This is a genomic window from Streptomyces sp. WELS2, assembly GCF_013870595.1.
Classification (GTDB): Bacteria; Actinomycetota; Actinomycetes; order Streptomycetales; family Streptomycetaceae; genus Streptomyces.
Genome location: NZ_JACBWZ010000030.1, coordinates 1 through 21,938, shown reverse-complemented (window position 1 = coordinate 21,938; position 21,938 = coordinate 1). Strand labels below are relative to the sequence as shown.

General features: G+C 71.7%; 18 protein-coding genes, 1 tRNA gene and 1 riboswitch. Of the genes, 14 read left to right on the top strand and 5 right to left on the bottom strand.

The window, feature by feature from the left end; genetic code table 11:
- From H5J33_RS03715 to H5J33_RS03670, 10 genes are all read left to right on the top strand, one after another.
- Nucleotides 1-1,521: sel1 repeat family protein (locus H5J33_RS03715; RefSeq protein WP_181793339.1), on the top strand; the 1,521-nt coding region annotated here is incomplete at its 5' end.
- A complete protein-coding gene (locus H5J33_RS03710) occupies nucleotides 1,518-2,861 on the top strand; it encodes a cytochrome P450 (RefSeq protein WP_181793338.1) in 1,344 nt (447 codons plus the stop codon). The genes H5J33_RS03715 and H5J33_RS03710, both read left to right, overlap by 4 nt.
- 168 nt (nucleotides 2,862-3,029) lie before the next feature.
- Complete coding sequence (locus H5J33_RS03705; RefSeq protein ID WP_181793337.1) at nucleotides 3,030-4,154, top strand: transglycosylase family protein; 1,125 nt, start codon at nucleotides 3,030-3,032, stop codon at nucleotides 4,152-4,154.
- Between the two features lie 184 nt (nucleotides 4,155-4,338).
- Nucleotides 4,339-4,513: riboswitch (cyclic di-AMP (ydaO/yuaA leader) on the top strand.
- Nucleotides 4,514-4,518: 5 nt separating this feature from the next.
- Nucleotides 4,519-5,271 (top strand): transglycosylase family protein, encoded by a 753-nt coding sequence (locus H5J33_RS03700; RefSeq protein ID WP_181793336.1) that lies wholly within the window; start codon nucleotides 4,519-4,521, stop codon nucleotides 5,269-5,271.
- A gap of 345 nt (nucleotides 5,272-5,616) precedes the next feature.
- Nucleotides 5,617-6,897 (top strand): phosphopyruvate hydratase, encoded by a 1,281-nt coding sequence (gene eno, locus H5J33_RS03695; protein ID WP_181793335.1) that lies wholly within the window; start codon nucleotides 5,617-5,619, stop codon nucleotides 6,895-6,897.
- A gap of 104 nt (nucleotides 6,898-7,001) precedes the next feature.
- Nucleotides 7,002-7,478, top strand: a complete 477-nt coding sequence (locus H5J33_RS03690) for a septum formation initiator family protein (RefSeq protein ID WP_181793334.1) — start codon at nucleotides 7,002-7,004, stop codon at nucleotides 7,476-7,478.
- 28 nt (nucleotides 7,479-7,506) lie between these two features.
- The gene (locus tag H5J33_RS03685; protein ID WP_181793333.1) at nucleotides 7,507-8,043 is read left to right on the top strand and encodes a DUF501 domain-containing protein; all 537 of its coding nucleotides are present in this window, start codon (nucleotides 7,507-7,509) and stop codon (nucleotides 8,041-8,043) included.
- Nucleotides 8,040-8,981, top strand: coding sequence for a Ppx/GppA phosphatase family protein (locus tag H5J33_RS03680; protein ID WP_181793332.1), 942 nt, complete (start codon nucleotides 8,040-8,042; stop codon nucleotides 8,979-8,981). Before H5J33_RS03685 ends, H5J33_RS03680 begins: the two co-directional genes overlap by 4 nt.
- 444 nt (nucleotides 8,982-9,425) lie before the next feature.
- Nucleotides 9,426-10,805, top strand: coding sequence for an NAD(P)/FAD-dependent oxidoreductase (locus H5J33_RS03675; protein WP_181793331.1), 1,380 nt, complete (start codon nucleotides 9,426-9,428; stop codon nucleotides 10,803-10,805).
- A 219-nt stretch (nucleotides 10,806-11,024) separates the two neighbouring features.
- Entirely contained in the window at nucleotides 11,025-12,317 is a 1,293-nt protein-coding gene (locus tag H5J33_RS03670) for a cyclopropane-fatty-acyl-phospholipid synthase family protein (RefSeq protein ID WP_181793330.1), read from the top strand.
- A gap of 96 nt (nucleotides 12,318-12,413) precedes the next feature.
- Here H5J33_RS03670 and H5J33_RS03665 read toward each other — a convergent pair whose 3' ends face one another.
- The gene (locus H5J33_RS03665; RefSeq protein WP_181793329.1) at nucleotides 12,414-14,942 is read right to left on the bottom strand and encodes an ABC transporter permease; all 2,529 of its coding nucleotides are present in this window, start codon (nucleotides 14,940-14,942) and stop codon (nucleotides 12,414-12,416) included.
- Entirely contained in the window at nucleotides 14,942-15,712 is a 771-nt protein-coding gene (locus H5J33_RS03660; RefSeq protein ID WP_181793328.1) for an ABC transporter ATP-binding protein, read from the bottom strand. Before H5J33_RS03660 ends, H5J33_RS03665 begins: the two co-directional genes overlap by 1 nt.
- A gap of 416 nt (nucleotides 15,713-16,128) precedes the next feature.
- Here H5J33_RS03660 and H5J33_RS03655 point away from each other — a divergent pair.
- The 3 genes from H5J33_RS03655 to H5J33_RS03645 all read left to right on the top strand — a co-directional run bounded on the left by H5J33_RS03655 (nucleotide 16,129) and on the right by H5J33_RS03645 (nucleotide 18,644).
- Nucleotides 16,129-16,212 (top strand) — tRNA-Leu (locus tag H5J33_RS03655).
- Between the two features lie 250 nt (nucleotides 16,213-16,462).
- On the top strand, nucleotides 16,463-17,638 hold the full coding sequence (locus H5J33_RS03650; protein WP_181793327.1) for a 4-hydroxybenzoate 3-monooxygenase: 1,176 nt from the start codon (nucleotides 16,463-16,465) through the stop codon (nucleotides 17,636-17,638).
- 148 nt (nucleotides 17,639-17,786) lie between these two features.
- Nucleotides 17,787-18,644, top strand: coding sequence for a Bax inhibitor-1/YccA family protein (locus H5J33_RS03645; protein ID WP_181793326.1), 858 nt, complete (start codon nucleotides 17,787-17,789; stop codon nucleotides 18,642-18,644).
- Nucleotides 18,645-18,700: 56 nt separating this feature from the next.
- Here H5J33_RS03645 and H5J33_RS03640 read toward each other — a convergent pair whose 3' ends face one another.
- The gene (locus H5J33_RS03640; protein ID WP_030615555.1) at nucleotides 18,701-18,931 is read right to left on the bottom strand and encodes a DUF4287 domain-containing protein; all 231 of its coding nucleotides are present in this window, start codon (nucleotides 18,929-18,931) and stop codon (nucleotides 18,701-18,703) included.
- 99 nt (nucleotides 18,932-19,030) lie between these two features.
- On the opposite strand from H5J33_RS03640, the gene H5J33_RS03635 reads away from it, so the two are divergent.
- Nucleotides 19,031-19,342, top strand: coding sequence for a hypothetical protein (locus tag H5J33_RS03635; protein WP_181793325.1), 312 nt, complete (start codon nucleotides 19,031-19,033; stop codon nucleotides 19,340-19,342).
- 56 nt (nucleotides 19,343-19,398) lie between these two features.
- On the opposite strand, the gene H5J33_RS03630 is transcribed toward H5J33_RS03635, so the two are convergent.
- Both H5J33_RS03630 and H5J33_RS03625 read right to left on the bottom strand, forming a co-directional pair.
- Nucleotides 19,399-20,184, bottom strand: coding sequence for a hypothetical protein (locus tag H5J33_RS03630; RefSeq protein WP_181793340.1), 786 nt, complete (start codon nucleotides 20,182-20,184; stop codon nucleotides 19,399-19,401).
- A gap of 299 nt (nucleotides 20,185-20,483) precedes the next feature.
- A complete protein-coding gene (locus H5J33_RS03625; RefSeq protein WP_181793324.1) occupies nucleotides 20,484-21,704 on the bottom strand; it encodes an acetyl-CoA C-acetyltransferase in 1,221 nt (406 codons plus the stop codon).
- Nucleotides 21,705-21,938 lie beyond the last annotated feature (234 nt).

Sequence of the window (21,938 nt, the reverse complement as noted above, 5' to 3'; positions counted from 1 at the left end):
CTCGACGGCCACCTCGGCGACGGCGGTCTGGAGCCACGGCTGCTGGCCCGGCTGGCCGGCGCGCGGACTGTCGTACTCGCCACTCTCCGGGAGGACGCCTACGACGAGTACCGGCAGGGCCCGCGCGGCCGGGTGCTGGACCTGGCGCGGATCGTGGAGCTGCCCCGGGAGTGGACCGCCGCCGAGCGGTCCCGGGCGGCGGAGTCGGCGGACCCACGGTCGGCCCGGGCGGCCTACCGCGCCGGGGCGGAGGGCATCGCGGCCTACCTCGCCGTGGAACCCCGGCTGTGGGCGGACTTCCAGCGGGCCCGGCGCCGCCACCCACGCGGGTACGCGCTGGTGCGGGCGGCGATCGACCTGGCCCGGTGCGGACTGAGGGGGTCGTTGCCGCAGGACCTGGTCCTGGAGGCGCACCGGACCCAGGAGGTCCCCGCCGGGATGGACCGGGAGCCGGTGGCGGACGCCTGGGCGTGGGCGGCGGGGGAGCGGTTCGGGCTGCTGCCGCTGCTGTGGCGCCGCGGACCGCGGGCGTGGGAGCCCGTGCCCTGTCTCGTGGACATGGCGGAACAGGAGGGCGGCCTTCCGCCGGTGAGCGGGGCGCTGCGGCAGCGGGCGGTGGAGGTCGCGCGCGAGAACGAGGCGTACGACTTCCGGACGGTGGCGGCGCTGGCGCGCGCGGCCTTCCGGGACGCGGCCGAGGGCGGGGACAAGGCGGCGATGTACCGGATGGGGCTGCTGGAGGAGAGCCTGGGGTCGGCCGAGGAGGCCGGGGCCTGGTTCCGCAGGGCCGCCGAGGCCGGTGTGGTGAAGGCGGCGGGGCGGCTCGGCCGGCTGCTGGCGGAGCGCGGGGAGGACCGGGAGGCGGAGCCGTTCCTGGAGCTGGCCGCCGGGGCCGGGGACGGCGGCGCGGCGACCCTGCTCGGGAAGCTGCTGCGGGACCGCGCGGTGCGGTGGCTGGAGGCGGGCGCGGAGCAGAAGGACCCGGAGGCCTTGCACCTGCTGGCGGATCTGCTGTTCACCAGCGGTGGGGCCGACCGGCTGTGGGACCTGTACCACAAGGCGTCCGCCGCCGGGCGGGCCGAGGTCGCCAGGAGCATCGGCATGTGTCACTTGGTGTGGAACGAGCGGGTCACCGGCCACGTCTGGCTCCGCCGCGCGGCCGACGCCGGGGACGAGGAGGCCGCCGACATGCTCGAGTACGCCGACCGGCCGGATCCCTTGGAGGAAACCCTGGGCTACTTCGCGCCCAGTCAGCACTACCCCTTGGACCATGCCCATTACGGCGCGGTGCTGGAGGAGGCGGGCCGTGCGGAGGAAGCGAGCGATCACTACCTCAAGGGCTATGAGCGGGGTGACTCCTACGCCGCCTACCGCCTCGCCGTCCTGCTGGAAAAGAAGGGCACTCCGGACGAGGCCCGCACCTGGTACCGCAAGGCCGCGGACCTGGGCCACCCCGCCGCCCTGAAGGCGCTCAAGGCGCTCGGCGAGGCACCCGCCACGCCGGATACGGTCGAGGAGTGACCGACCAGCACCACCCCGACCAGCCGGCCCCCGCTCCCCAGCCGGCCCCCGCTCCCCAGCCGGCCCCCGCTCCCCAGCGGGGCCCCGCCTCCCAGCCGGCCCCCGCCCTCTTCACGTGGGAGTTCGCCACCGATCCGTACCCGGCCTACGCCTGGCTGCGCGAGCACGCCCCCGTGCACCGCACCCGGCTGCCGAGCGGGGTGGAGGCGTGGCTGGTCACCCGGTACGCCGATGCCCGGCAGGCCCTGGCCGACCAGCGGCTGAGCAAGAACCCGGCCCACCACGACGAGCCCGCGCACGCCAAGGGCAAGACCGGTATCCCCGGCGAGCGCAAGGCCGAGCTGATGACGCACCTGCTGAACATCGACCCGCCGGACCACACCCGGCTGCGCAGGCTGGTCAGCAAGGCGTTCACGCCGCGCCGGGTCGCCGAGTTCGCCCCGCGGGTGCAGGAGCTGACCGACCAGCTCATCGACCGGTTCGTGAAGACCGGCTCCGCCGACCTCATCCACGAGTTCGCCTTCCCGCTGCCCATCTACGCCATCTGCGACCTGCTCGGCGTCCCGCGCGAGGACCAGGACGACTTCCGGGACTGGGCGGGCATGATGATCCGGCACGGGGGAGGACCCCGGGGCGGGGTCGCGCGGTCCGTGAAGAAGATGCGCGGCTATCTCGCCGAGCTGATCCACAAGAAGCGCGAGGCGCTGTCCGCCACGCCCGCGCCCGGCGAGGACCTCATCTCCGGCCTCATCCGCGCCTCCGACCACGGTGAGCACCTCACCGAGAACGAGGCCGCCGCGATGGCCTTCATCCTGCTGTTCGCCGGCTTCGAGACGACCGTGAACCTCATCGGCAACGGCACCTACGCCCTGCTCACCCACCCCGGCCAGCGCGACCGGCTCCAGGACTCCCTGGCCCGCGGCGAACGAGACCTGCTGGAGACGGGCGTCGAGGAACTCCTGCGCTACGACGGCCCGGTGGAGCTGGCCACCTGGCGGTTCGCCACCGAGCCGCTGACCATCGGCGGGCAGGACATAGCGCCGGGCGACCCGGTGCTCGTCGTCCTCGCCGCCGCCGACCGGGACCCGGAGCGGTTCGCCGACCCGGATGTGCTGGACCTCGGCCGCCGCGACAACCAGCACCTCGGGTACGGCCACGGCATCCACTACTGCCTGGGCGCCCCGCTCGCCCGGCTGGAGGGCCAGACCGCGCTGGCCACCTTGTTCACCCGCCTGCCCGACCTGCGGCTCGCCGCCGATCCGGCCGATCTGCGCTGGCGCGGCGGACTCATCATGCGCGGCCTGCGCACCCTGCCCGTGGAGTTCACGCCGACCGTTTGAACACACGCCCTCCAGAGGAAGGTGACAGTTCCTCAACGCTGTGATCTTCACGTGATCTGTGCGGCATGAACTTGTGACAAGTGATCGTCTGCCGATACGTTCACCCATCAGCGCGGCGAGCGGCTCCAACCGCCGCGCCGGTCCTGCTGTCGCTCGAAAGGCTTCTGCATGCTCTCCGGGAACGGTCGACACCGTCGCCCCCGCCAGGCTCCGGCCCTCCTCGTCGCGGCCGGAGTGACCGGCTCCGCCATCGCCATCCCGCTCCTCGGCGCGGCGAGCGCCAACGCGGCCGACGGCACCACGTGGGACAAGGTGGCCGAGTGCGAGAGCGGCGGCTCCTGGAGCGCGGACAACGGAACCGGGTACTACGGCGGCCTGCAGATCTCGCAGGACGACTGGGACAAGTACGGCGGCGGCCAGTACGCGGCCAGCCCCGACCAGGCCAGCCGCCAGCAGCAGATCGCCGTCGCCGAGAAGATCCTGGCCGCCCGGGGCACCGCCCCCTGGGCCACCTGCGCCCTGCTGTCCGGCCTGACGCGGGACTCGGGGTCCATGGACGTCGACACGGGCGTCGGCGGCTCCGGTGGCACCGGCGCTTCCACGGACGCGTCCGGACCGGCCGGCGACTCCGGTACGCCGAAGACTCCCGGAACCTCCGACCCGTCCGGCCTCCCGGACGCGTCGCCCTCCACCGGCTCCACCGCCGACCCGGGATCCGGCTCCTCCTCGGACCCGGCCGGCACGCCGTCCACCAAGCGGGACAAGGGCGACAAGGCCGACAAGGGCCACGAGGACGCGGGCAAGGCCGCCGGCGAAGGCGCGGGCAAGGCGACGGGCGAGGACGCGGGCAAGGCCCCCGGTTCCACCGGTACCGACACCGCCAAGTCCGACAAGTCCCCCACGCCGGACACCGGCGACTCCCACTACCCCGGTGGTTCCCCGACGGCCACCCCGGACGCCGGGACGGTGAGCAATCCGCAGCAGGCGGCCGGGTCTTGGAGCCTGGTCGACACCGGCGCGGTATCCACCGGCGGACGCCACCGGGGCCCGAGCGCGGACGAAGGCCTGACGAGCGGTCAGAGCGCCGCTTCCCCCGGCCGTCACGCCTCCCGGGAGGCGGACACCTACACCGTCCGCCGGGGCGACTCGCTGTCCTCCATCGCCGACTCCCTTGACGTCGACGGCGGGTGGCACGCGCTGTACGCCGGCAACAAGAAGGCCATCGGCGCCGACCCGAATCACATCACCGCCGGTCAGACCCTGAATGTCCAGGGCGAAACGGGCGCGGAATAGCGGGACTTGACGCCCCACTTAACGCCTTAATGTCCGATTTGGCGAAAGTGTGGGATGAGTCTCAGAAGCCCTGATCGTCTTTGAAATTCCGGCGATCACCTGCCTACGGTCGAGGCCGCTCGTCACCACGGGCCCCGGCATCCGCCACGCCGAATCCTGCCGGCGGATCGCCCGGGAACAGTCGTCGCGTCAAGCGCCGTAGGCAGGAGCGGGGGACCCAAGGTAGGTGCCGGGGCCGGCAGTTGATGCCGGACCGGCTGGGGGTGAAGCCGCGTCGTCGCGAAAGCGCCGGACGCGGCCGGGCAACTCAACCGGCCCGAACCCGACAGCTCACCTCGCAGGCGTCGGTGAGGGGAATCGATCCATGCTGTTTACCGGCAAGGGCAAGCACCGTCGTCCGTCCAAGGCCGTCCGCGCCATCACGCTCGCCGGTGTCACCGGCGCCGCCGTCGCCGCCCCGCTGATGGCGGCCGGCAACGCCTCCGCCGCCACCGCCTCCCAGTGGGACGCGGTCGCCCAGTGCGAGTCCGGCGGCAACTGGTCCATCAACACCGGCAACGGCTACTACGGCGGTCTGCAGTTCTCCGCCTCCACCTGGGCCGCGTACGGCGGCACGCAGTACGCCGCCACCGCCGACAAGGCGGGCAAGTCGCAGCAGATAGCCGTGGCCGAGAAGGTCCTCGCCGCGCAGGGCAAGGGCGCCTGGCCGGTCTGCGGCACCGGCCTGTCGAGCAGCTCCTACAACGGCTCCGCCCCGGCGCCGTCCGCACCGTCGGCCCCGTCCACCCAGGACTCGGGCACCACCACCCGCTCCGCCGACCGGCAGGCCGCCTCCCGCTCCGCCGAGCGCCCGGCCGCCTCCGCGCCCAAGAGCACGGGTACGGGCACGGGCTCGGGCAAGAGCACCGGCGGCGCCGGCAAGACCGTCACCACCCCGACCGGCAAGAAGGTCAAGAAGGGCGACGGCGAGTACAAGGTCGTCGAGGGCGACACGCTCAGCACCATCGCCGCGGAGCACAAGGTCGCGGGCGGCTGGCAGAAGCTGTTCGAGCTGAACAAGGACATCGTCCAGGACGCCGACCTCATCTACCCGGGCCAGCAGCTCCACCTGAAGTAGCCCCCGGGCCCCACGGCCCGCACATCCCGGCGGGCACGGGCCCCCGGGCCCGCCCTGTCCCGGACGGCCCCCCAAGGCCCCCTGCGGGCCACCCCCCGTCCCCACGGGCTCCCCGCCCCGGCGCGTCCTCCCCCGTACGCGCCGGGGCGGGGTTTTCCGCGTCCGGCCCGGCGCCCGGGGCCCCGGAATGATCCGGAACCCTTTGTTTCGAGCGGAAACAAAAGGTACCGTCGCTCTGTCCACGGGGCGGTCGGTCGACGGCCGAGCGGCCCGGGACGGTTAGGCTCTAGTCGCAAGGCACACCAGCCCCGCACTTCCAGCGTCACATCCAAGAAGGAGATGCTCGTGCCGTCCATCGACGTCGTCGTAGCCCGGGAAATCCTGGACTCCCGAGGCAACCCCACGGTCGAGGTCGAGGTCGGCCTCGACGACGGCAGCACGGGTCGTGCCGCCGTGCCGTCCGGCGCCTCGACCGGCGCCTTCGAGGCCATCGAGCTGCGCGACGGTGACCCGAACCGCTACCAGGGCAAGGGCGTCGAGAAGGCCGTCCTCGCCGTCATCGAGCAGATCGGCCCGGAGCTGGTCGGTTACGACGCCACCGAGCAGCGCCTGATCGACCAGGCCATGTTCGACCTGGACGCGACCGACAACAAGGGCTCCCTCGGCGCCAACGCCATCCTCGGCGTCTCGCTCGCCGTCGCCCACGCCGCCTCCGAGGCCAGCGACCTGCCGCTCTTCCGCTACCTGGGCGGCCCGAACGCGCACCTGCTGCCGGTGCCGATGATGAACATCCTGAACGGCGGCTCGCACGCCGACTCCAACGTGGACATCCAGGAGTTCATGATCGCCCCGATCGGCGCGGAGTCCTTCTCCGAGGCGCTGCGCTGGGGCGCCGAGGTCTACCACACCCTGAAGAAGGTCCTGAAGAACAAGGGCCTGTCCACCGGCCTCGGCGACGAGGGCGGCTTCGCCCCGAACCTCGGCTCCAACCGCGAGGCCCTCGACCTCATCCTCGAGGCGATCAAGGAGGCCGGCTACACCCCCGGCGAGCAGATCGCCCTGGCGCTCGACGTCGCCGCGTCCGAGTTCTACAAGGACGGCTCGTACGTCTTCGAGGGCAAGAACCGCACCGCCGCCGAGATGACCGAGTACTACGCCGAGCTGGTCGAGGCGTACCCGCTGGTCTCCATCGAGGACCCGCTCTTCGAGGACGACTGGGAGGGCTGGAAGACCATCACCGCCAAGCTCGGCGACAAGGTGCAGCTGGTCGGCGACGACCTGTTCGTCACCAACCCCGAGCGCCTCGCCCGCGGCATCGAGGAGGGCGCCGCCAACGCCCTGCTGGTCAAGGTCAACCAGATCGGCTCGCTGACCGAGACCCTGGACGCCGTCGAGCTGGCCCAGCGCAACGGCTACAAGTGCATGATGTCCCACCGCTCCGGCGAGACCGAGGACGTCACCATCGCCGACCTGGCCGTCGCCACCAACTGCGGCCAGATCAAGACCGGCGCCCCGGCCCGCTCCGAGCGCGTCGCCAAGTACAACCAGCTGCTGCGCATCGAGGAGATCCTCGACGACGCCGCGGTGTACGCCGGCCGCTCCGCCTTCCCGCGCTTCAAGGGCTGAGCCGGCCAACCCGGGCCGAGTCCCAGCCAGTCGTACGTACGTCCCCGTACCCGGTCCCGTACCGTGTCCGGGGACGTACGCGCGTGTGACGGGAGGCGGGGAAGATGGGCGTGAAGGACCGTGACCGGTTCTCCACCGCGACCAGGATCAGGCTGCTCGGCGAGCAGACCGCGGCCCGCGTCTACCGCTCGCAGACCAAACGGCAGGCCCGCCGCTCCCGGCTCACCGGCCGGGCGGCGCTGCTGGCGCTGGTGCTGTGCACGATGGTCGTCGCCCTCGCCTACCCGATGCGGCAGTACGTCTCCCAGCGCGCGGAGATCGCCGACCTCCAGCGCGAGCAGCGGCAGGCCCGGGAAAGGGTGGAGCGGCTGCGCGACCTCAAGGCGCGCTGGCAGGACGACGCCTACGCCGAGCAGCAGATCCGCCGCCGGCTGCACTACGTACGGCCCGGCGAGACCGGGTACGTGGTCGTCGACCCCGGCGCGGCCAGACAGTCCCGCGCCGACCTCGGGGCCGCCGGCCGGCCCTGGTACGCGAACGTCTGGGACGGCGTCGACAAGTCCGACGCCTCCGACCAGTGAACCGACAGAAAGTCTCCGACACCCAGTCATGGAAACCCCTCCGCCGCCCACTCCGCGCACCGAGCCCACCGACGCGGACGTAGAGGCCTTCAAGCAGCAGCTGGGCCGCCCGCCGCGGGGCCTGCGGGCCATCGCGCACCGTTGCCCGTGCGGTCAGCCGGACGTCGTGGAGACGGCGCCGCGCCTGCCCGACGGCACGCCCTTCCCGACGCTGTACTACCTGACGTGCCCGAAGGCGTCCTCCGCCATCGGCACGCTGGAGGCGAACGGCGTGATGAAGGAGATGACCGAGCGCCTCCAGAGCGACCCGGAGCTGGCCGCCGCCTACCGGGCCGCGCACGAGGACTACATCCGGCGCCGGGACGAGATCGACGTCCTCCAGGGCTTCCCGAGCGCGGGCGGCATGCCCGACCGGGTGAAGTGCCTGCACGTCCTCGTCGCCCACTCGCTGGCCGCCGGCCCGGGCGTGAACCCGCTCGGCGACGAGGCCCTGGCGATGCTGCCGGAGTGGTGGCGCAAGGGCGCCTGCGTGACCGTGGACACCCCCGAGGAGGACGCGAAGTGACCCGTGTGGCCGCCGTCGACTGCGGTACGAACTCCATCCGGCTGCTGGTCGCCGACGCCGACCCGGCGACGGGGGAGCTGACCGAGCTGGACCGCCGGATGACGATCGTGCGGCTCGGCCAGGACGTGGACCGCACCGGCCGGCTCGCTCCACAGGCGCTGGAGCGCACCTTCGCCGCCTGCCGCGAGTACGCCGGGATCATCAAGGAGCACGGCGCCGAGCGGGTCCGCTTCGTCGCCACCTCCGCCTCCCGGGACGCCGAGAACCGCGAGGACTTCGTGCGCGGGGTGCTGGACATCCTCGGGGTGGAGCCGGAGGTCATCACCGGCGACCAGGAGGCCGAGTTCTCCTTCACCGGCGCCACGAAGGAGCTCACCGGCCGCACCGACCTCGCCCGGCCCTACCTGGTGGTGGACATCGGCGGCGGCTCCACCGAGTTCGTCGTCGGCGACGACCACGTGCGTGCCGCACGGTCGGTGGACATCGGCTGTGTGCGCATGACCGAGCGGCACCTGGTGCACGGCGGCGAGGTCTCCGACCCGCCCACCGGCGAGCAGATCGCCGCCATAAGGGCCGATGTGGAGGCCGCCCTGGACCTGGCCGAGCGCACGGTCCCGCTGCGCGAGGCGCGCACCCTGGTGGGCCTGGCCGGCTCCGTCACGACGGTGTCCGCGATCGCCCAGGAGCTGCCCGAGTACGACTCCGCGCGCATCCACCACTCCCGGATCTCCCGAGCCCGTGTCCGGGAGATCACCGAGTGGCTGCTGCGCTCCACGCACGCCGAGCGCGCCGCCGTCCCGTCCATGCACCCCGGCCGGGTCGACGTCATCGGCGCGGGCGCCCTCGTCCTGCTCGCGATCATGGAGCGGACCGGTGCCGAGGAGGTCGTGGTGAGCGAGCACGACATCCTCGACGGCATCGCGTGGTCGGTGGCGTAGGTCTCTTTTGTTACTTGCTGGTAGCCGACCGCTGAGCAGGTTGGATAACGTTTGAGCGGCCCGGAGGGCCCCCTCGGGGGCCCTCCGTCGTATGCGCGCGGAAAAGTTCGTGAAGTTCTTCACAAGGAATTGGGTCCCAGGGGCCACCCGAACGGGGCCGGTTGGCCCTTCCGGGGCATCAAAGACCGTTTGAACATGTTCAGATGAAGGGCGCGAACGGGCCCTGGAGGAGGTTGTGCCGGAGGCGTCACGACACTCTCACGGCCGTCCCGCGAGTCCGGAGAGGCTGCTCACGCGGCCTTGACAACGGGGCGAACCGCCGCGTGGTTCCCGCCGGCCCGCATGACCTCGCTCACGCGGGCCGCGGAGTTTAACACAGGGCCTGTCGGTTCTTGTGAAGGGGCGCACGAGCGACCCCCCTGGGGCGGGTGGATACTCGATGGCATGAGCACCACGGAGCGTCCCAGGATCCTCGTAGTAGGCGGTGGGTACGTAGGCCTGTACGCAGCTCGGCGCATCCTCAAGAAGATGCGCTACGGCGAGGCGACCGTCACGGTCGTCGACCCCCGGTCGTACATGACCTACCAGCCCTTCCTCCCCGAAGCCGCCGCCGGCAGCATCTCCCCTCGCCACGTCGTCGTCCCGCTGCGACGCGTGCTGCCGAAGGCGGAGGTCCTCACCGGTCGGGTCACCACCATCGACCAGGACCGCAAGGTCGCCACGATCGCCCCGCTGGTGGGCGAGGCGTACGAGCTGCCCTTCGACTACCTGGTCATCGCCATGGGCGCGGTCTCCCGCACCTTCCCGATCCCCGGCCTCGCCGAACAGGGCATCGGCATGAAGGGCATCGAGGAGTCCATCGGCCTGCGCAACCACGTGCTGGAGCAGCTGGACAAGGCCGACTCCACGACCGACGAGGAGATCCGCCGCAAGGCGCTCACCTTCGTCTTCATCGGCGGCGGCTTCGCGGGCGCGGAGACCATCGGCGAGGTCGAGGACATGGCCCGGGACGCGGCCAAGTACTACAAGAACGTGTCCCGCGAGGACATGCGGTTCATCCTCGTCGACGCCGCCGACAAGATCCTTCCCGAGGTCGGCCCCAAGCTCGGCCAGTACGGCAAGGAGCACCTGGAGAGCCGGGGCGTGGAGATCTACCTCTCCACCTCCATGGATTCCTGCGTCGACGGCCACGTGGTGCTGAAGAACGGCCTCGAGGTCGACGCCAACACCATCGTGTGGACGGCCGGCGTCAAGCCGAACCCGGCGCTCGCCCGCTTCGGCCTGCCCCTCGGCCCGCGCGGCCACGTCGACTGCGAGCCCACGCTCCAGGTCAAGGGCACGGACTACATCTGGGCCGCCGGTGACAACGCGCAGGTCCCGGACCTCGTCGGCCGCAAGGCGGGCAACGAGAACGCCTGGTGCCCGCCGAACGCCCAGCACGCGCTGCGCCAGGCCAGGGTCCTCGGCGACAACGTGGTCTCCGGCATGCGGGGCTTCCCGCAGAAGGAGTACGAGCACGCCAACAAGGGCGCCGTCGCCGGCCTCGGCCTGCACAAGGGCGTGGCGATGATCGTCATGGGCAAGATGAAGATCAAGCTCAAGGGCCGCCTCGCCTGGTACATGCACCGCGGCTACCACGGTCTGGCGATGCCGACCTGGAACCGCAAGATCCGTGTCTTCGCCGACTGGACGCTCGGCATGTTCCTCAAGCGCGAGGTCGTCTCCCTCGGCGCCATGGAGAACCCGCGCGAGGAGTTCTACGAGGCCGCCAAGCCGGCGCCGGTCGCCGCCGCCAAGCCGGAGGAGAAGGCCAAGGCCTCCTGACCTCCCGGTCACCGCTTCGAGCCCGAAGGGGCCGCCTGCCATCCGTGGTGCGGGCGGCCCCTTCGGGCTGTCCGGCCCCCAAGTGCCCTCGGGCGGGCGGCGGCTGAGGCGGGGACGCTTTTTACCCGGCCGCAACACGGCGTGGGGACTACGGCCGGGGCCCGCGTGTGTTTACGTGGTGTTGGCATTCCGGGATCGTCCGTCACGGAGGTGTGCGTCATGGCCGACGCCGCGCAGCGGCTGTGGAGTCTTGCCGAGCAGGTACTGGGGGCCCCGCTCCCGGTGCGGCTGAGGGCCTGGGACGGTTCGCAGGCCGGCCCGCCGGACGCGCCGGCACTCGTGGTGCGCAACCGCCGCGCCCTGCGCCGGATGCTCTTCAAACCCGGTGAACTGGGCCTGGCCCGCGCCTGGGTCTCCGGTGACCTGGACGTCGAAGGCGACCTGTACACCGTGCTGGACGCGATGGCCGGCCTGATCTGGGAGCGCGGCGAGGACGCCCGCACCCTGCGCCAGGCCGTGCGCGACCCCGCCGTCCGGGCCGCCGCCCGCGACCTGCTGAAACTGGCCGGCCTTCCGGTCCCGCCCACCCCGCCGCGCGAGGAGATGCGCAGACCCCGCCGGCACCTGCACACCCGCCGCACCGACAAGCGGGCCATCAGCCACCACTACGACGTCGGCAACGACTTCTACGAGATCGTCCTCGGTCCCTCCATGGTGTACTCCTGCGCCTACTGGGAGGACGACGGCACCCTGGAGACCGCCCAGCGCGACAAGCTCGAACTGATCTGCCGCAAGCTGGGCCTGAAGGAGGGTCAGCGGCTGCTCGACGTCGGCTGCGGCTGGGGCTCCATGGCCATCCACGCGGCCCGCGAGCACGGGGTGAGCGTCGTCGGCGTCACCCTGTCGCAGGAGCAGGCCGCCTACGCCCGCAAGCGCGTCGCCGACGCGGGGCTGACCGACCGGGTGGAGATCAGGGTCCAGGACTACCGGGACGTCGTGGACGGCCCCTACGACGCGATCTCCTCCATCGGCATGGCCGAACACGTCGGCGCCGAACGCTACCTGGAGTACGCCCGCCAGCTGTACGCCCTGCTGGCGCCCGGCGGCCGGCTGCTCAACCACCAGATCGCCCGCCGCCCGCAGCGGGACGAGTCGGCGTACGAGGTGGACGAGTTCATCGACGCCTACGTCTTCCCCGACGGCGAACTCGCCCCCGTCGGCACCACCGTCACCCAGCTGGAGCGGGCCGGGTTCGAGGTGCGGGACGTGGAGTCCATCCGCGAGCACTACGCCCGCACCCTGCGCCGCTGGGTGGCCAACCTGGAGGACGACTGGGACCGCGCGGTCCGGCTCACCAGTCCCGGCCGGGCCCGGGTGTGGCGGCTGTACATGGCCGCCTCCGCGCTCGCCTTCGAACGCAACCGGATCGGTGTGAACCAGGTCCTCGCGGTCCGCACCCCCGTCTCCGGCGCCTCCGGGCTCCCGCTGCGGTCCCGCACCTGGCACGGCTGACCGCCAGGCACCGGGCAGCCGCCGCGCACGGCAAGGGGGCCCCTCCCCGAGGGGCCCCCTTCACCGTCGTACGACCGGCTCCGCGCCGGCCGCCGGCTACTCGGCCTTGATCGCCGTGAGCATGTTCAGCCGGGCCGCGCGGCGGGCCGGCCACAGGGCGGCCAGGACGCCGATCACGCCCGCCAGCAGCAGGAAGACCGCCATCCGGCCCCACGGCAGCTGCAGTTCGTACGTCGGTATCTCCGTGGCCAGCAGCTCGCCGGCCGCCCAGCCGAAGAACACGCCCAGGCCGAGGCCCAGCACGCCGCCGAACAGGGAGATCACCAGGGACTCCAGGCGGACCATCCGCTTGACCGCCGCGCGGTCCAGGCCGATGGCGCGGAGCATGCCGATCTCCTGCGCGCGCTCGAAGACGGACATGGCCAGCGTGTTGACGACACCCAGCACAGCGACGATCACCGCCATGCCGAGCAGGCCGTAGACCATGTTCAGCACCTGCGTGAACACGTTCCCGATCTCATGGGAGATGTCCTGCTTGTTCTGGATCTTGACCGCCGGGTTGGTGTCGAGGGTCTTCACCAGCTCCTTCTTGGCCGCGTCGGAGGCGCCGTCCGCCATCTTGACCATGACCCGCATGTCGGCCGGGTCGGTCAGGTGCGGGGTGAGGACCTTGTTGTCGAGGATGATCCCGTTGAACATGTCGTTGCCCTCGTAGACGCCCGCGACCGTCAGCCGGCGTGCCGCGCCGTCCTCGAAGTGCGCGGTGAGCCGCGAACCGGGCTTCCAGCCGTGCTTCTCGGCCCGGTCCCCGTCCACGACGATGCGCGTGCCGCCCACCGAGAAGGAGCCGGCGGTCATCTTCAGGTCGGTCAGCTTGCCGATGGCCGCGCCGTCGACGCCGGTCAGCCACTGGGTGCCGCCGTCGATGCGGGACTCGCCGTTGCGCAGCGGGCTGCTGGCGGTGACGCCGTCGGCGGCGGCGAGCTTCTTCGCCACGTCGGGGGAGAGGGGGCCCTGGTTGGCCATCGAGACGACGTAGTCGGCGCGGATCGCGGAGCTGGCCATCCGGTCGATGGAGGACTGCAGGCTGCCCGCCATCACCGTCATGCCGGTGATCAGGGTCAGGCCGATCATCAGCGCGGAGGCGGTGGCCGCGGTACGGCGCGGGTTGCGCACCGAGTTCTGGCGGGCCAGCTTGCCCGACACCCCGAAGGCGCGCAGCACCGGCGAGGCGAGGGCGATCAGCGGGCCGGACAGCAGCGGGGTCAGCACGAACACGCCGATGATCAGCAGGACCGCGCCGATGCCCATTGGGCCCTGGGCGGCGTCGGCGTCCATGTTCGTGGCCATGAGGACCACGGCGATTCCGGCCGCCGCGAACAGTGAGCCGAGCGTGTTGCGCAGGACCAGGGACTTGGTGGTGGCCTTGGCGTGCAGGCTGCTCATCGCCGCCACCGGCGGGATCTTCGCGGCGCGGCGGGCGGGCAGCCAGGCGGCGAGCACGGTGACGAGAATGCCGACGGCGAGGGCGGCGACCACCGTACCGGAGCCGATCACCAGCGGTCCGTCGGGCACGGACTCGCCCAGGGAGCCCAGCAGGGAGCGCAGGCCCGCGCCGATGCCGATACCGGACACCAGACCGGCCGCGCCGGCGACCGTGCCGACGGCGAACGCCTCGACGAGCACCGAGCGGGTGACCTGGCGGCGGGAGGCGCCGACCGCCCGCAGCAGGGCGAGCTCACGGGTGCGCTGGGCGACCAGCATGGTGAAGGTGTTGGCGATGATGAAGGTGCCGACGAACAGGGCGATGCCCGCGAACACCAGCAGGCTCTTCTTCAGTCCGCTCAGGGAGTCGGCGATCGCCGCCGCCTGGTCGTCGGCGAGCCGTTCGCCGGTGGTGGTCTCCACCAGCTTCGCGGGCAGGGCCTTGTCCAGCGCGGCCTTGAGCGCCTGCTGGCTGGTTCCGGCCGCCGCCCGCACGTCGATCTCGTCGTACGTGCCCTTCTTGCCGAACAGGGACTGCGCGGTCGGCGTGTCGAACAGGGTGAGGCTGCCGCCGGCGGCCACGTTGCCGTCGTCGGTGGTGAAGATGCCGCTGACGGTGGGGGTGAGGACCGGGCCGTCGACGGAGAGGCGCACGGTGTCGCCGACCTTGAAGCCGGCCCGCTTGGCCGTCGCGGAGTCGATCAGCACCTCGCCCTTGCCGTGCGGGGCGTGACCGCCGACCAGGGGGTAGCGGGGGTCCTCGGTGCCCCAGTAGTTGCCGCCGGCCGACTGCCAGTCGCCGCCGACGAGTTCGCCGTCCTTGCCGGCCACGGCGGTGAAGCCGGTGACGACACCCGTGGCGGAGGCGGCCCCGGGGACCTTGGCGGCCCGGTCCAGCAGGGCCTGGGTCAGTTCGGCGTCCTTGCCGACCCGATCGCCCTCGGAGTCCTGGTACTTGGGCCGTACGGCGACGTCGACCTGGTCGAAGCCCTTGGCGAAGCTCTTCTGGTAGGCGTCGGAGAGGGTGTTGGTGAAGACCAGCGTGCCGGAGACGAACGCGACGCCGAGCATGACGGCGAGCACGGTCATCAGCAGCCGGGCCTTGTGCGCGAGGACGTTGCGCAGGGCGGTGCGGAACATCAGCTGGTACGGCCCTTCGCGTCGAACTGCTTCATTGTGTCGAGGACGGACTCGGCCGTGGGGCCGTACATCTCGTCGACGATCCGGCCGTCGGCCAGGAAGATCACCCGGTCGGCGTAGGCGGCGGCCACCGGGTCGTGGGTCACCATGACCACCGTCTGGCCCAGCTCGCGCACGGAGTTGCGCAGGAAGCCGAGGACCTCGGCGCCGGAGCGGGAGTCCAGGTTGCCGGTGGGCTCGTCGCCGAAGATGATCTCGGGCCTGGAGGCGAGGGCGCGGGCCACGGCGACGCGCTGCTGCTGGCCGCCGGACAGCTGGGAGGGCCGGTGGCCCAGGCGCCCGGACAGCCCCACCATCCGGATGACCTGGTCCAGCCACGCCTTGTCCGGCTTCCGCCCGGCTATGTCCATCGGGAGGGTGATGTTCTCCAGCGCGGTCAGCGTCGGCAGCAGGTTGAACGCCTGGAAGATGAAGCCGATCTTGTCCCGGCGCAACTTGGTGAGCTGCTTGTCCTTCAGGGAGCCCAGCTCGGTGTCGCCGATGCGCACGGAACCGGAGGAGAAGGTGTCCAGACCGGCCACGCAGTGCATCAGCGTGGACTTGCCGGAGCCGGACGGGCCCATGATGGCGGTGAACTCGGCGGCCCGGAAGTCGACGGAGACCCGGTCCAGGGCGACCACCCGGGTCTCACCCTGCCCGTAGATCTTCGACAGCTCCATGGCGCGCGCGGCTACGGCGGTGGTCCGGCCGGCGGTGGGTGTGGTGGTCACGGGACGGTGCTCCTGTCGGGACGACGTGTTCGCTGGGGACCGTTCCATCGTCCCGGCGCGGTGCGCGCCTGAAGTCAGTCGCTGTTCCGGTTCCGGGGGGCGACTCGGGTCGGACGCGGGGCCGCCGTGTCATACCTGGGGAGGACGGCCGACCCTGAGGGGAGGCGAGGGCGCCCCGCCGGCCGTCCGGAATCTCGTTAACCGGTGGACCGGTCTTGTTCGAGCGGTGAAATTCCGTCATTTCGCGTACACGCGCACACCTCTCGCGGCACGCTATTGGCAAGTGCGGATGGCCGGTTCGGTCCGCTGATGCTCCCTCAGGCGTCAATAAAATAAGACAACATCGGTCCACCCTCCCGCTGTTCGGGGGATGGGTCCCGATAGGCTCGGACCCCTCGATGCGGAGCCCCTGGCAAGCCCGGATGGTGGAATGCAGACACGGCGAGCTTAAACCTCGCTGCCCCTTCGCGGGCGTGCCGGTTCGAGTCCGGCTCCGGGCACTTTCCGCCTCTTGGCGCGTTTTGCGCGGTTACGGCCGCGGTATGAGGACGCTCCGTCGGCTCGTCCCACTTCCTGGACACCCCTCTGGCGGTCCCCGGCCGCCGCTCCCGTGCCGCCCGGCGCCGGCTTCTCCCTGATCCCCGATACCGGTCCGGCCATTGACAGCCCGGTCCGGCGGGCCCGAGACTCGCGGGCAACTGGTGAAGGAAAGTTCACCTGGCGAACGGCGTGGAGAGAAGGGGACGGTCGATGCGTACCACCGTGGGGATCATCGGGGCGGGACCGGCCGGGCTGTTGCTCGCGCGGCTGCTGCATCGCGCCGGGATCGAGTCGGTCGTCCTGGAGAGCCGCGACCGTGCCTACGTCGAGCGGCGGCAGCGGGCCGGGATCCTGGAGCAGGGCACGGTCGACGTGCTGCGCGCCGCCGGGGCCGGGGAGCGGATGGACCGGGAGGGGATGCGGCACGACGGGATCGAGCTGCGCTTCGACCGGCGCCGGCACCGCGTCGACCTCCACGGGCTCACCGGCGGGCGGTCCGTGACCGTCTACGCCCAGACCGAGGTATGCAAGGACCTCATCGCGCTCCAGCTGAAGGAGGGCGGGCCGCTGCTGTTCGAGGCCGAGGCGCTGGCGGTCGAGGGGGCCGTGGGCGACCGGCCGCGGATCCCGTTCCGGCACCAGGGGCGCGAGGACGTGCTGGAGTGCGAGTACGCCGTCGGCTGCGACGGCTTCTGGGGGGTGGCCCGCAAGGCCTTCCCGGCCGGGGTCTCCCGGGTGTTCGAGCGGTCGTACCCGTACGCCTGGCTCGGTGTCCTCGCCGACGTCGCCCCCTCGCACGACGAACTCGTCTACGCCCGCCACGAGCGCGGCTTCGCCCTGCTGTCCATGCGGTCCCCGGCCGTCTCCCGGCTCTACCTCCAGGTCCCCGCGGGCACGGAGGCCGGGCGGTGGGGCGACGAGGAGATCTGGGACGAGCTGGAGCGGCGGCTGGAGACGGACGACGGCCGGCGGCCGGCGCGCGGCCCCCTGACCCAGAAGTCGGTGACCCCCATGCGCTCCTTCGTGCACGAGCCGATGCGGCACGGGCGGCTCTTCCTCGCCGGGGACGCCGCGCACATCGTGCCGCCGACCGGAGCCAAGGGCCTGAACCTCGCCGTCGGCGACGTCGTCACCCTCGCCCGGGCCCTGGCCCACGAGCGGCGGACCGGCTCCGCCGAGCTCCTCGACGCCTACTCCGCGACCTGCCTGCGCCGCGTCTGGCAGGCCGAACGGTTCTCCTACGACATGACGACCCTGCTGCACCGCGCCCCGGACGCCACCCCCTTCGACGCCCGGCTCCAGCTCGCCCGGCTGGAGCGGATCGCCTCCTCCCGCGCGGCCGAGACCGACCTCGCCGAGGCGTACACCGGGTTCCCGCTCGGTTAGCCCTGCCGCCGTGGCCGGGAATCGGGGGCCCGCGTAGCGTGTTGCGCAGCATGCGAGGGGAAGGATCCTCCTGAAGTATCATGGTCGGTCCTTTGCCAATCCATTACTGTTGAGCCAAGACTGCACTCGGCAGTCATGGAGGAGTGAGATGAGGAGCAGCAACCCGGTCTTCTCGCGACGGGGCTTCAGCCGCGACAACGGCTACGCCGGCTTCAACACCGCACCGCAGGCCGGGTACGCGCAGGGCAGCCCGTACGCGCAGAACCCGTACGCGCAGAATCCCTACGCCCAGAACCCGTACGCGCAGGCGGACGTCCAGGCACCGGCCGGCACCGGCCGGATGACCATGGACGACGTCATCGTCCGCTCGGCCCTCACGCTCGGCACGGTCGCCGTCGGCGCCGTCCTCGCCTGGGCGCTGCTGCCGGTCTCCGGCACCAGCTACGGCCTGGCGGTCGGCTCCGCGCTGATCGCGTTCGTCCTGGCCATGGTCCAGAGCTTCAAGCGCACCCCGTCGCCCGCGCTGATCCTCGGGTACGCCGCCTTCGAGGGCGTCTTCCTCGGTGTCTTCAGCGAGATGTTCAACAGCCGCTGGAGCGGGGCGCCGTTCCAGGCGGTGCTCGGCACCATGGCGGTCTCGGGCGCCACCCTGCTGGTGTACAAGGCCGGCTGGATCCGCGTCACCGCCCGCTACGCCCGCATCGGCATGTCCATCGCGATCGCCTTCATGGTCGTGATGGCGATCAACCTGCTGCTGGTCGCCTTCGGCGTCGCCGACGACGGCGGGCTGCGCAGCTTCGGCCCGCTCGGCGCGCTCGTCGGCATCATCGCGATCGTGCTCGGCGCGTTCTTCCTGACGCTGGACTTCAAGCAGATCGAGGACGGCATCGCCTACGGTGCCCCGCGCAGCGAGTCCTGGCTCGCCGCGTTCGGCCTCACCATGACCCTGGTGTGGATCTACGTCGAGATGCTGCGCCTGGTGGCCATCTTCAGCAGCAACGACTAGCGCCGGATACGGACGGACGGAGTGCCCCGGGTGACCCACCCGGGGCACTCCGGCGTTCAGAGCAGCCTGCGCGCCGCCCTCCTCAGGTCGTACTCGTGCACGATCGCCTTGGCGTGGCCGTACGCCAGGTCGTACTCGTGCCGGAGCCAGCTGACCTTCTCCTCGAAGCGGAACAGGGCCGGGCCTTCTTCTACGGCACGCAGCCAGTCGGACACCTCACGACCGGTGCAGTGCGGGATGCGGGCGAGCAGATTGCGGTGGGTCTCCTCGGAGAAGACGTGGGACATCGGCGCCTCCGGACACAAAGGGGATGTAAGCCGGTCCTTCACGTCACCGTGCCTGAGCGTTCGCGTATTGGCAACAGTGCGGCACGTTACGCTCGGCGGGTGGTTGATACGACGCCCTTGACCCAAGCAGTGGACCACTTCGCCGACCGGTTGCGGGCCGCACCGCAGAGCCGGCTCCAGCGCGGGGCCGCGGCGGAGGCGCTGGCGCTGGCCCGGGAGCTGTCCCGGTGGGCCCAGCGGAAGGAATCGCCCGGCGCCGAGCCCCGCGAGATGCCGGACGCCGGGATGTTCGCCGCCGCCGACCAGATCCTGGTGGCCGCCCATGACCTCGCGGTCGTGCTGGACGGCGACGACCAGGTCGCCGAGGCGGTGCGCCTGGTGGAGGAGGCGCGGCAGCGGGCCGGGGTCTGAGACTCCCGGCCCTACGGGTACTACGGGTACTACGGGTACTACGGGGACTACGGGGACTACAGGGACGCGATCACCCGGTCGGCCAGGATGTACACCATGTCCTCGCCGCACGCGAAGGTCAGCGTGTACGAGCCCGAGACGCCCGAGCCGCCCAGGAGGTACGGCGTCTCGCCCGACTCCAGGGCCGCGGCCAGCCGTTCCGCCGTCTCGCGGTGGCCCGGGGTCATGCACAGCGTGGTGCCGTCGGCGAAGACGTAGACGTCGAGCGTGCCCAGCGGGCCGGGGCGCACATCGGCGAGCCGCACCTGCCCGGCGGCCAGCTCCTCCAAGGTGGCCACCGTGCGCTCGTGGTCGCCCACGGCCGGGGACTGCGCCGGGACGAAGTCCGGGTGCGAGGGGTGCCGGCGGCGGGCGGCGGCCAGCTCCGGGGACTCGCCCCCGGAGAAGTCCTCGGCGTCGGCGGTCGGCTCGGACACCGGCTCCAGCGACTCCAGGCCCGCGAAGTCCGCCTGCCGGGGCAGGAACAGATCACCCTCGGGCAGCCCGAACAGCATCGGCGCGTCGGAGGCGTCGCGGGCCTCCTGGGCGGCCCAGAAGGCCCGCGCCTCGGCCAGCTCCCGCTCCCGCTCCTCGGCGAGCGCCTCCGCCACCGCCGCCCGTATCCGGTCGGCGTCGGCGGCGGAACGGGCGCCGGGCAGCAGGGCCCGCGCGGTGGCCGCCTGGTCGTCGGCGAGCTGCCGCTGCAACTCGGTGAGCTGGCGGCGCAGCTTCAGGACGGTGCGCAGGACGGCGACGCCCACGGCACCGGTGGCTGCCGTGGTGAGCAGCAGGGCGATCGGCATGGCGCTCACTGACGTACTCCCGGTTCAAAGTCGACCCCCGACTTCCTACATCAGCTTGAAGGGCGGACTAACCAACTGTCAGTGCGTAACGTCACGAATCGGACAGGATGTACGGTGCGTGGTTTCGTCGTGCGCCGAGCTGATCGCCGCTGACCTGCGATGATGTGTCCGGCGGGCGAGATAGGTCACATCCTGGGGGAGATTGGGTCACGGAAAGGCCCAAAACCGTGGTGTTTCCCCGGTTCTGGGCCCTTGTGCGACGTACCGTGCCGGGCTCGCTACGGCCCGTGGAGGGCGGGTCAGCTGAGGCGTTCGATGACCATCGCCATGCCCTGGCCGCCGCCGACGCACATGGTCTCCAGGCCGAACTGCTTGTCGTGCCACTGGAGCGAGTTGATGAGCGTGCCGGTGATGCGCGCGCCCGTCATGCCGAAGGGGTGGCCGACGGCGATGGCGCCGCCGTTGACGTTCAGCTTGTCGAGGTCGATGCCCAGGTCCCGGTAGGAGGGGATCACCTGGGCGGCGAAGGCCTCGTTGATCTCGACCAGGTCGATGTCGTCGATGGTCAGGCCCGCGCGCTTCAGGGCCTGCCGGCTGGCCTCGACCGGGCCGAGGCCCATGATCTCGGGCGAGAGGCCGGAGACGCCGGTGGACACGATCCGGGCGAGCGGGGTCAGGCCGAGCTCGCGCGCCTTGGTGTCGGACATGATGACGAGCGCGGCGGCGCCGTCGTTGAGCGGGCAGCAGTTGCCGGCCGTGACGAGCCCGTCGGGACGGAAGACCGGCTTCAGGCCGGCCACGCCCTCCATGGTGACGCCGGCGCGCGGGCCGTCGTCCTTGCTGACCACCGTGCCGTCGGGGAGGGTCACCGGGGTGATCTCGCGCTCCCAGAAGCCGTTCTTGATGGCCTGCTCGGCGAGGTTCTGCGAGCGGACGCCGAACTCGTCCATCTCCTGGCGGGTGACGCCCTTCCAGCGGGCGAGGTTCTCGGCGGTCTGGCCCATCGCGATGTACGGGTCGGGCAGCAGGCCGTCCTCGCGCGGGTCGTGCCAGGTCGTGCCCTCCTGCCGGGCGACGGCCTCGGTGCGGGCCTCGGCCTCGGCGAACAGCGGGTTGTGCGTGCCCGGCATGCCGTCGGAGCTGCCCTTGGCGTAGCGGGAGACCATCTCCACGCCGGCCGAGATGAAGACGTCGCCCTCGCCGGCCTTGATGGCGTGCAGCGCCATGCGGGAGGTCTGCAGGGAGGAGGAGCAGTAGCGGGTGATCGTGCAGCCCGGCAGGTGGTCCATGCCCATCTGCACGGCGACCACGCGGCCGAGGTTGTGGCCCTGCTCGCCGCCGGGGAGACCGCAGCCGAGCATCAGGTCGTCGATGTCCCTGGGGTCGAGCTCGGGGATCTTGTCGAGCGCGGCCTGGATGATCGTGGCGGTGAGGTCGTCGGGGCGCAGGTCCTTCAGGGAGCCCTTGTTCGCGCGGCCGATGGGGGAGCGGGCGGTCGAGACGATGACGGCTTCGGGCATCACGGCTCCAGTGGAAGGAGGTTGGGCAGGGCCGGTTGGGAAGTTACCCGGCCGTATGGTCCAGGTCACCGGTGTCGCGGTGTGACACTGACCGCAGTTTTCTAAGCGCTTGCTTGGCTCGGGTGGCCCGGAAAAGGGCCGGGCCGGACCCTCACACCGACGGAGCCGCCGGTTCGGCCTCCGGGAGGCGCCGGCGGTGGCGGCGCTGACCGGGGTGGGCAGGGCGGCGGAGGC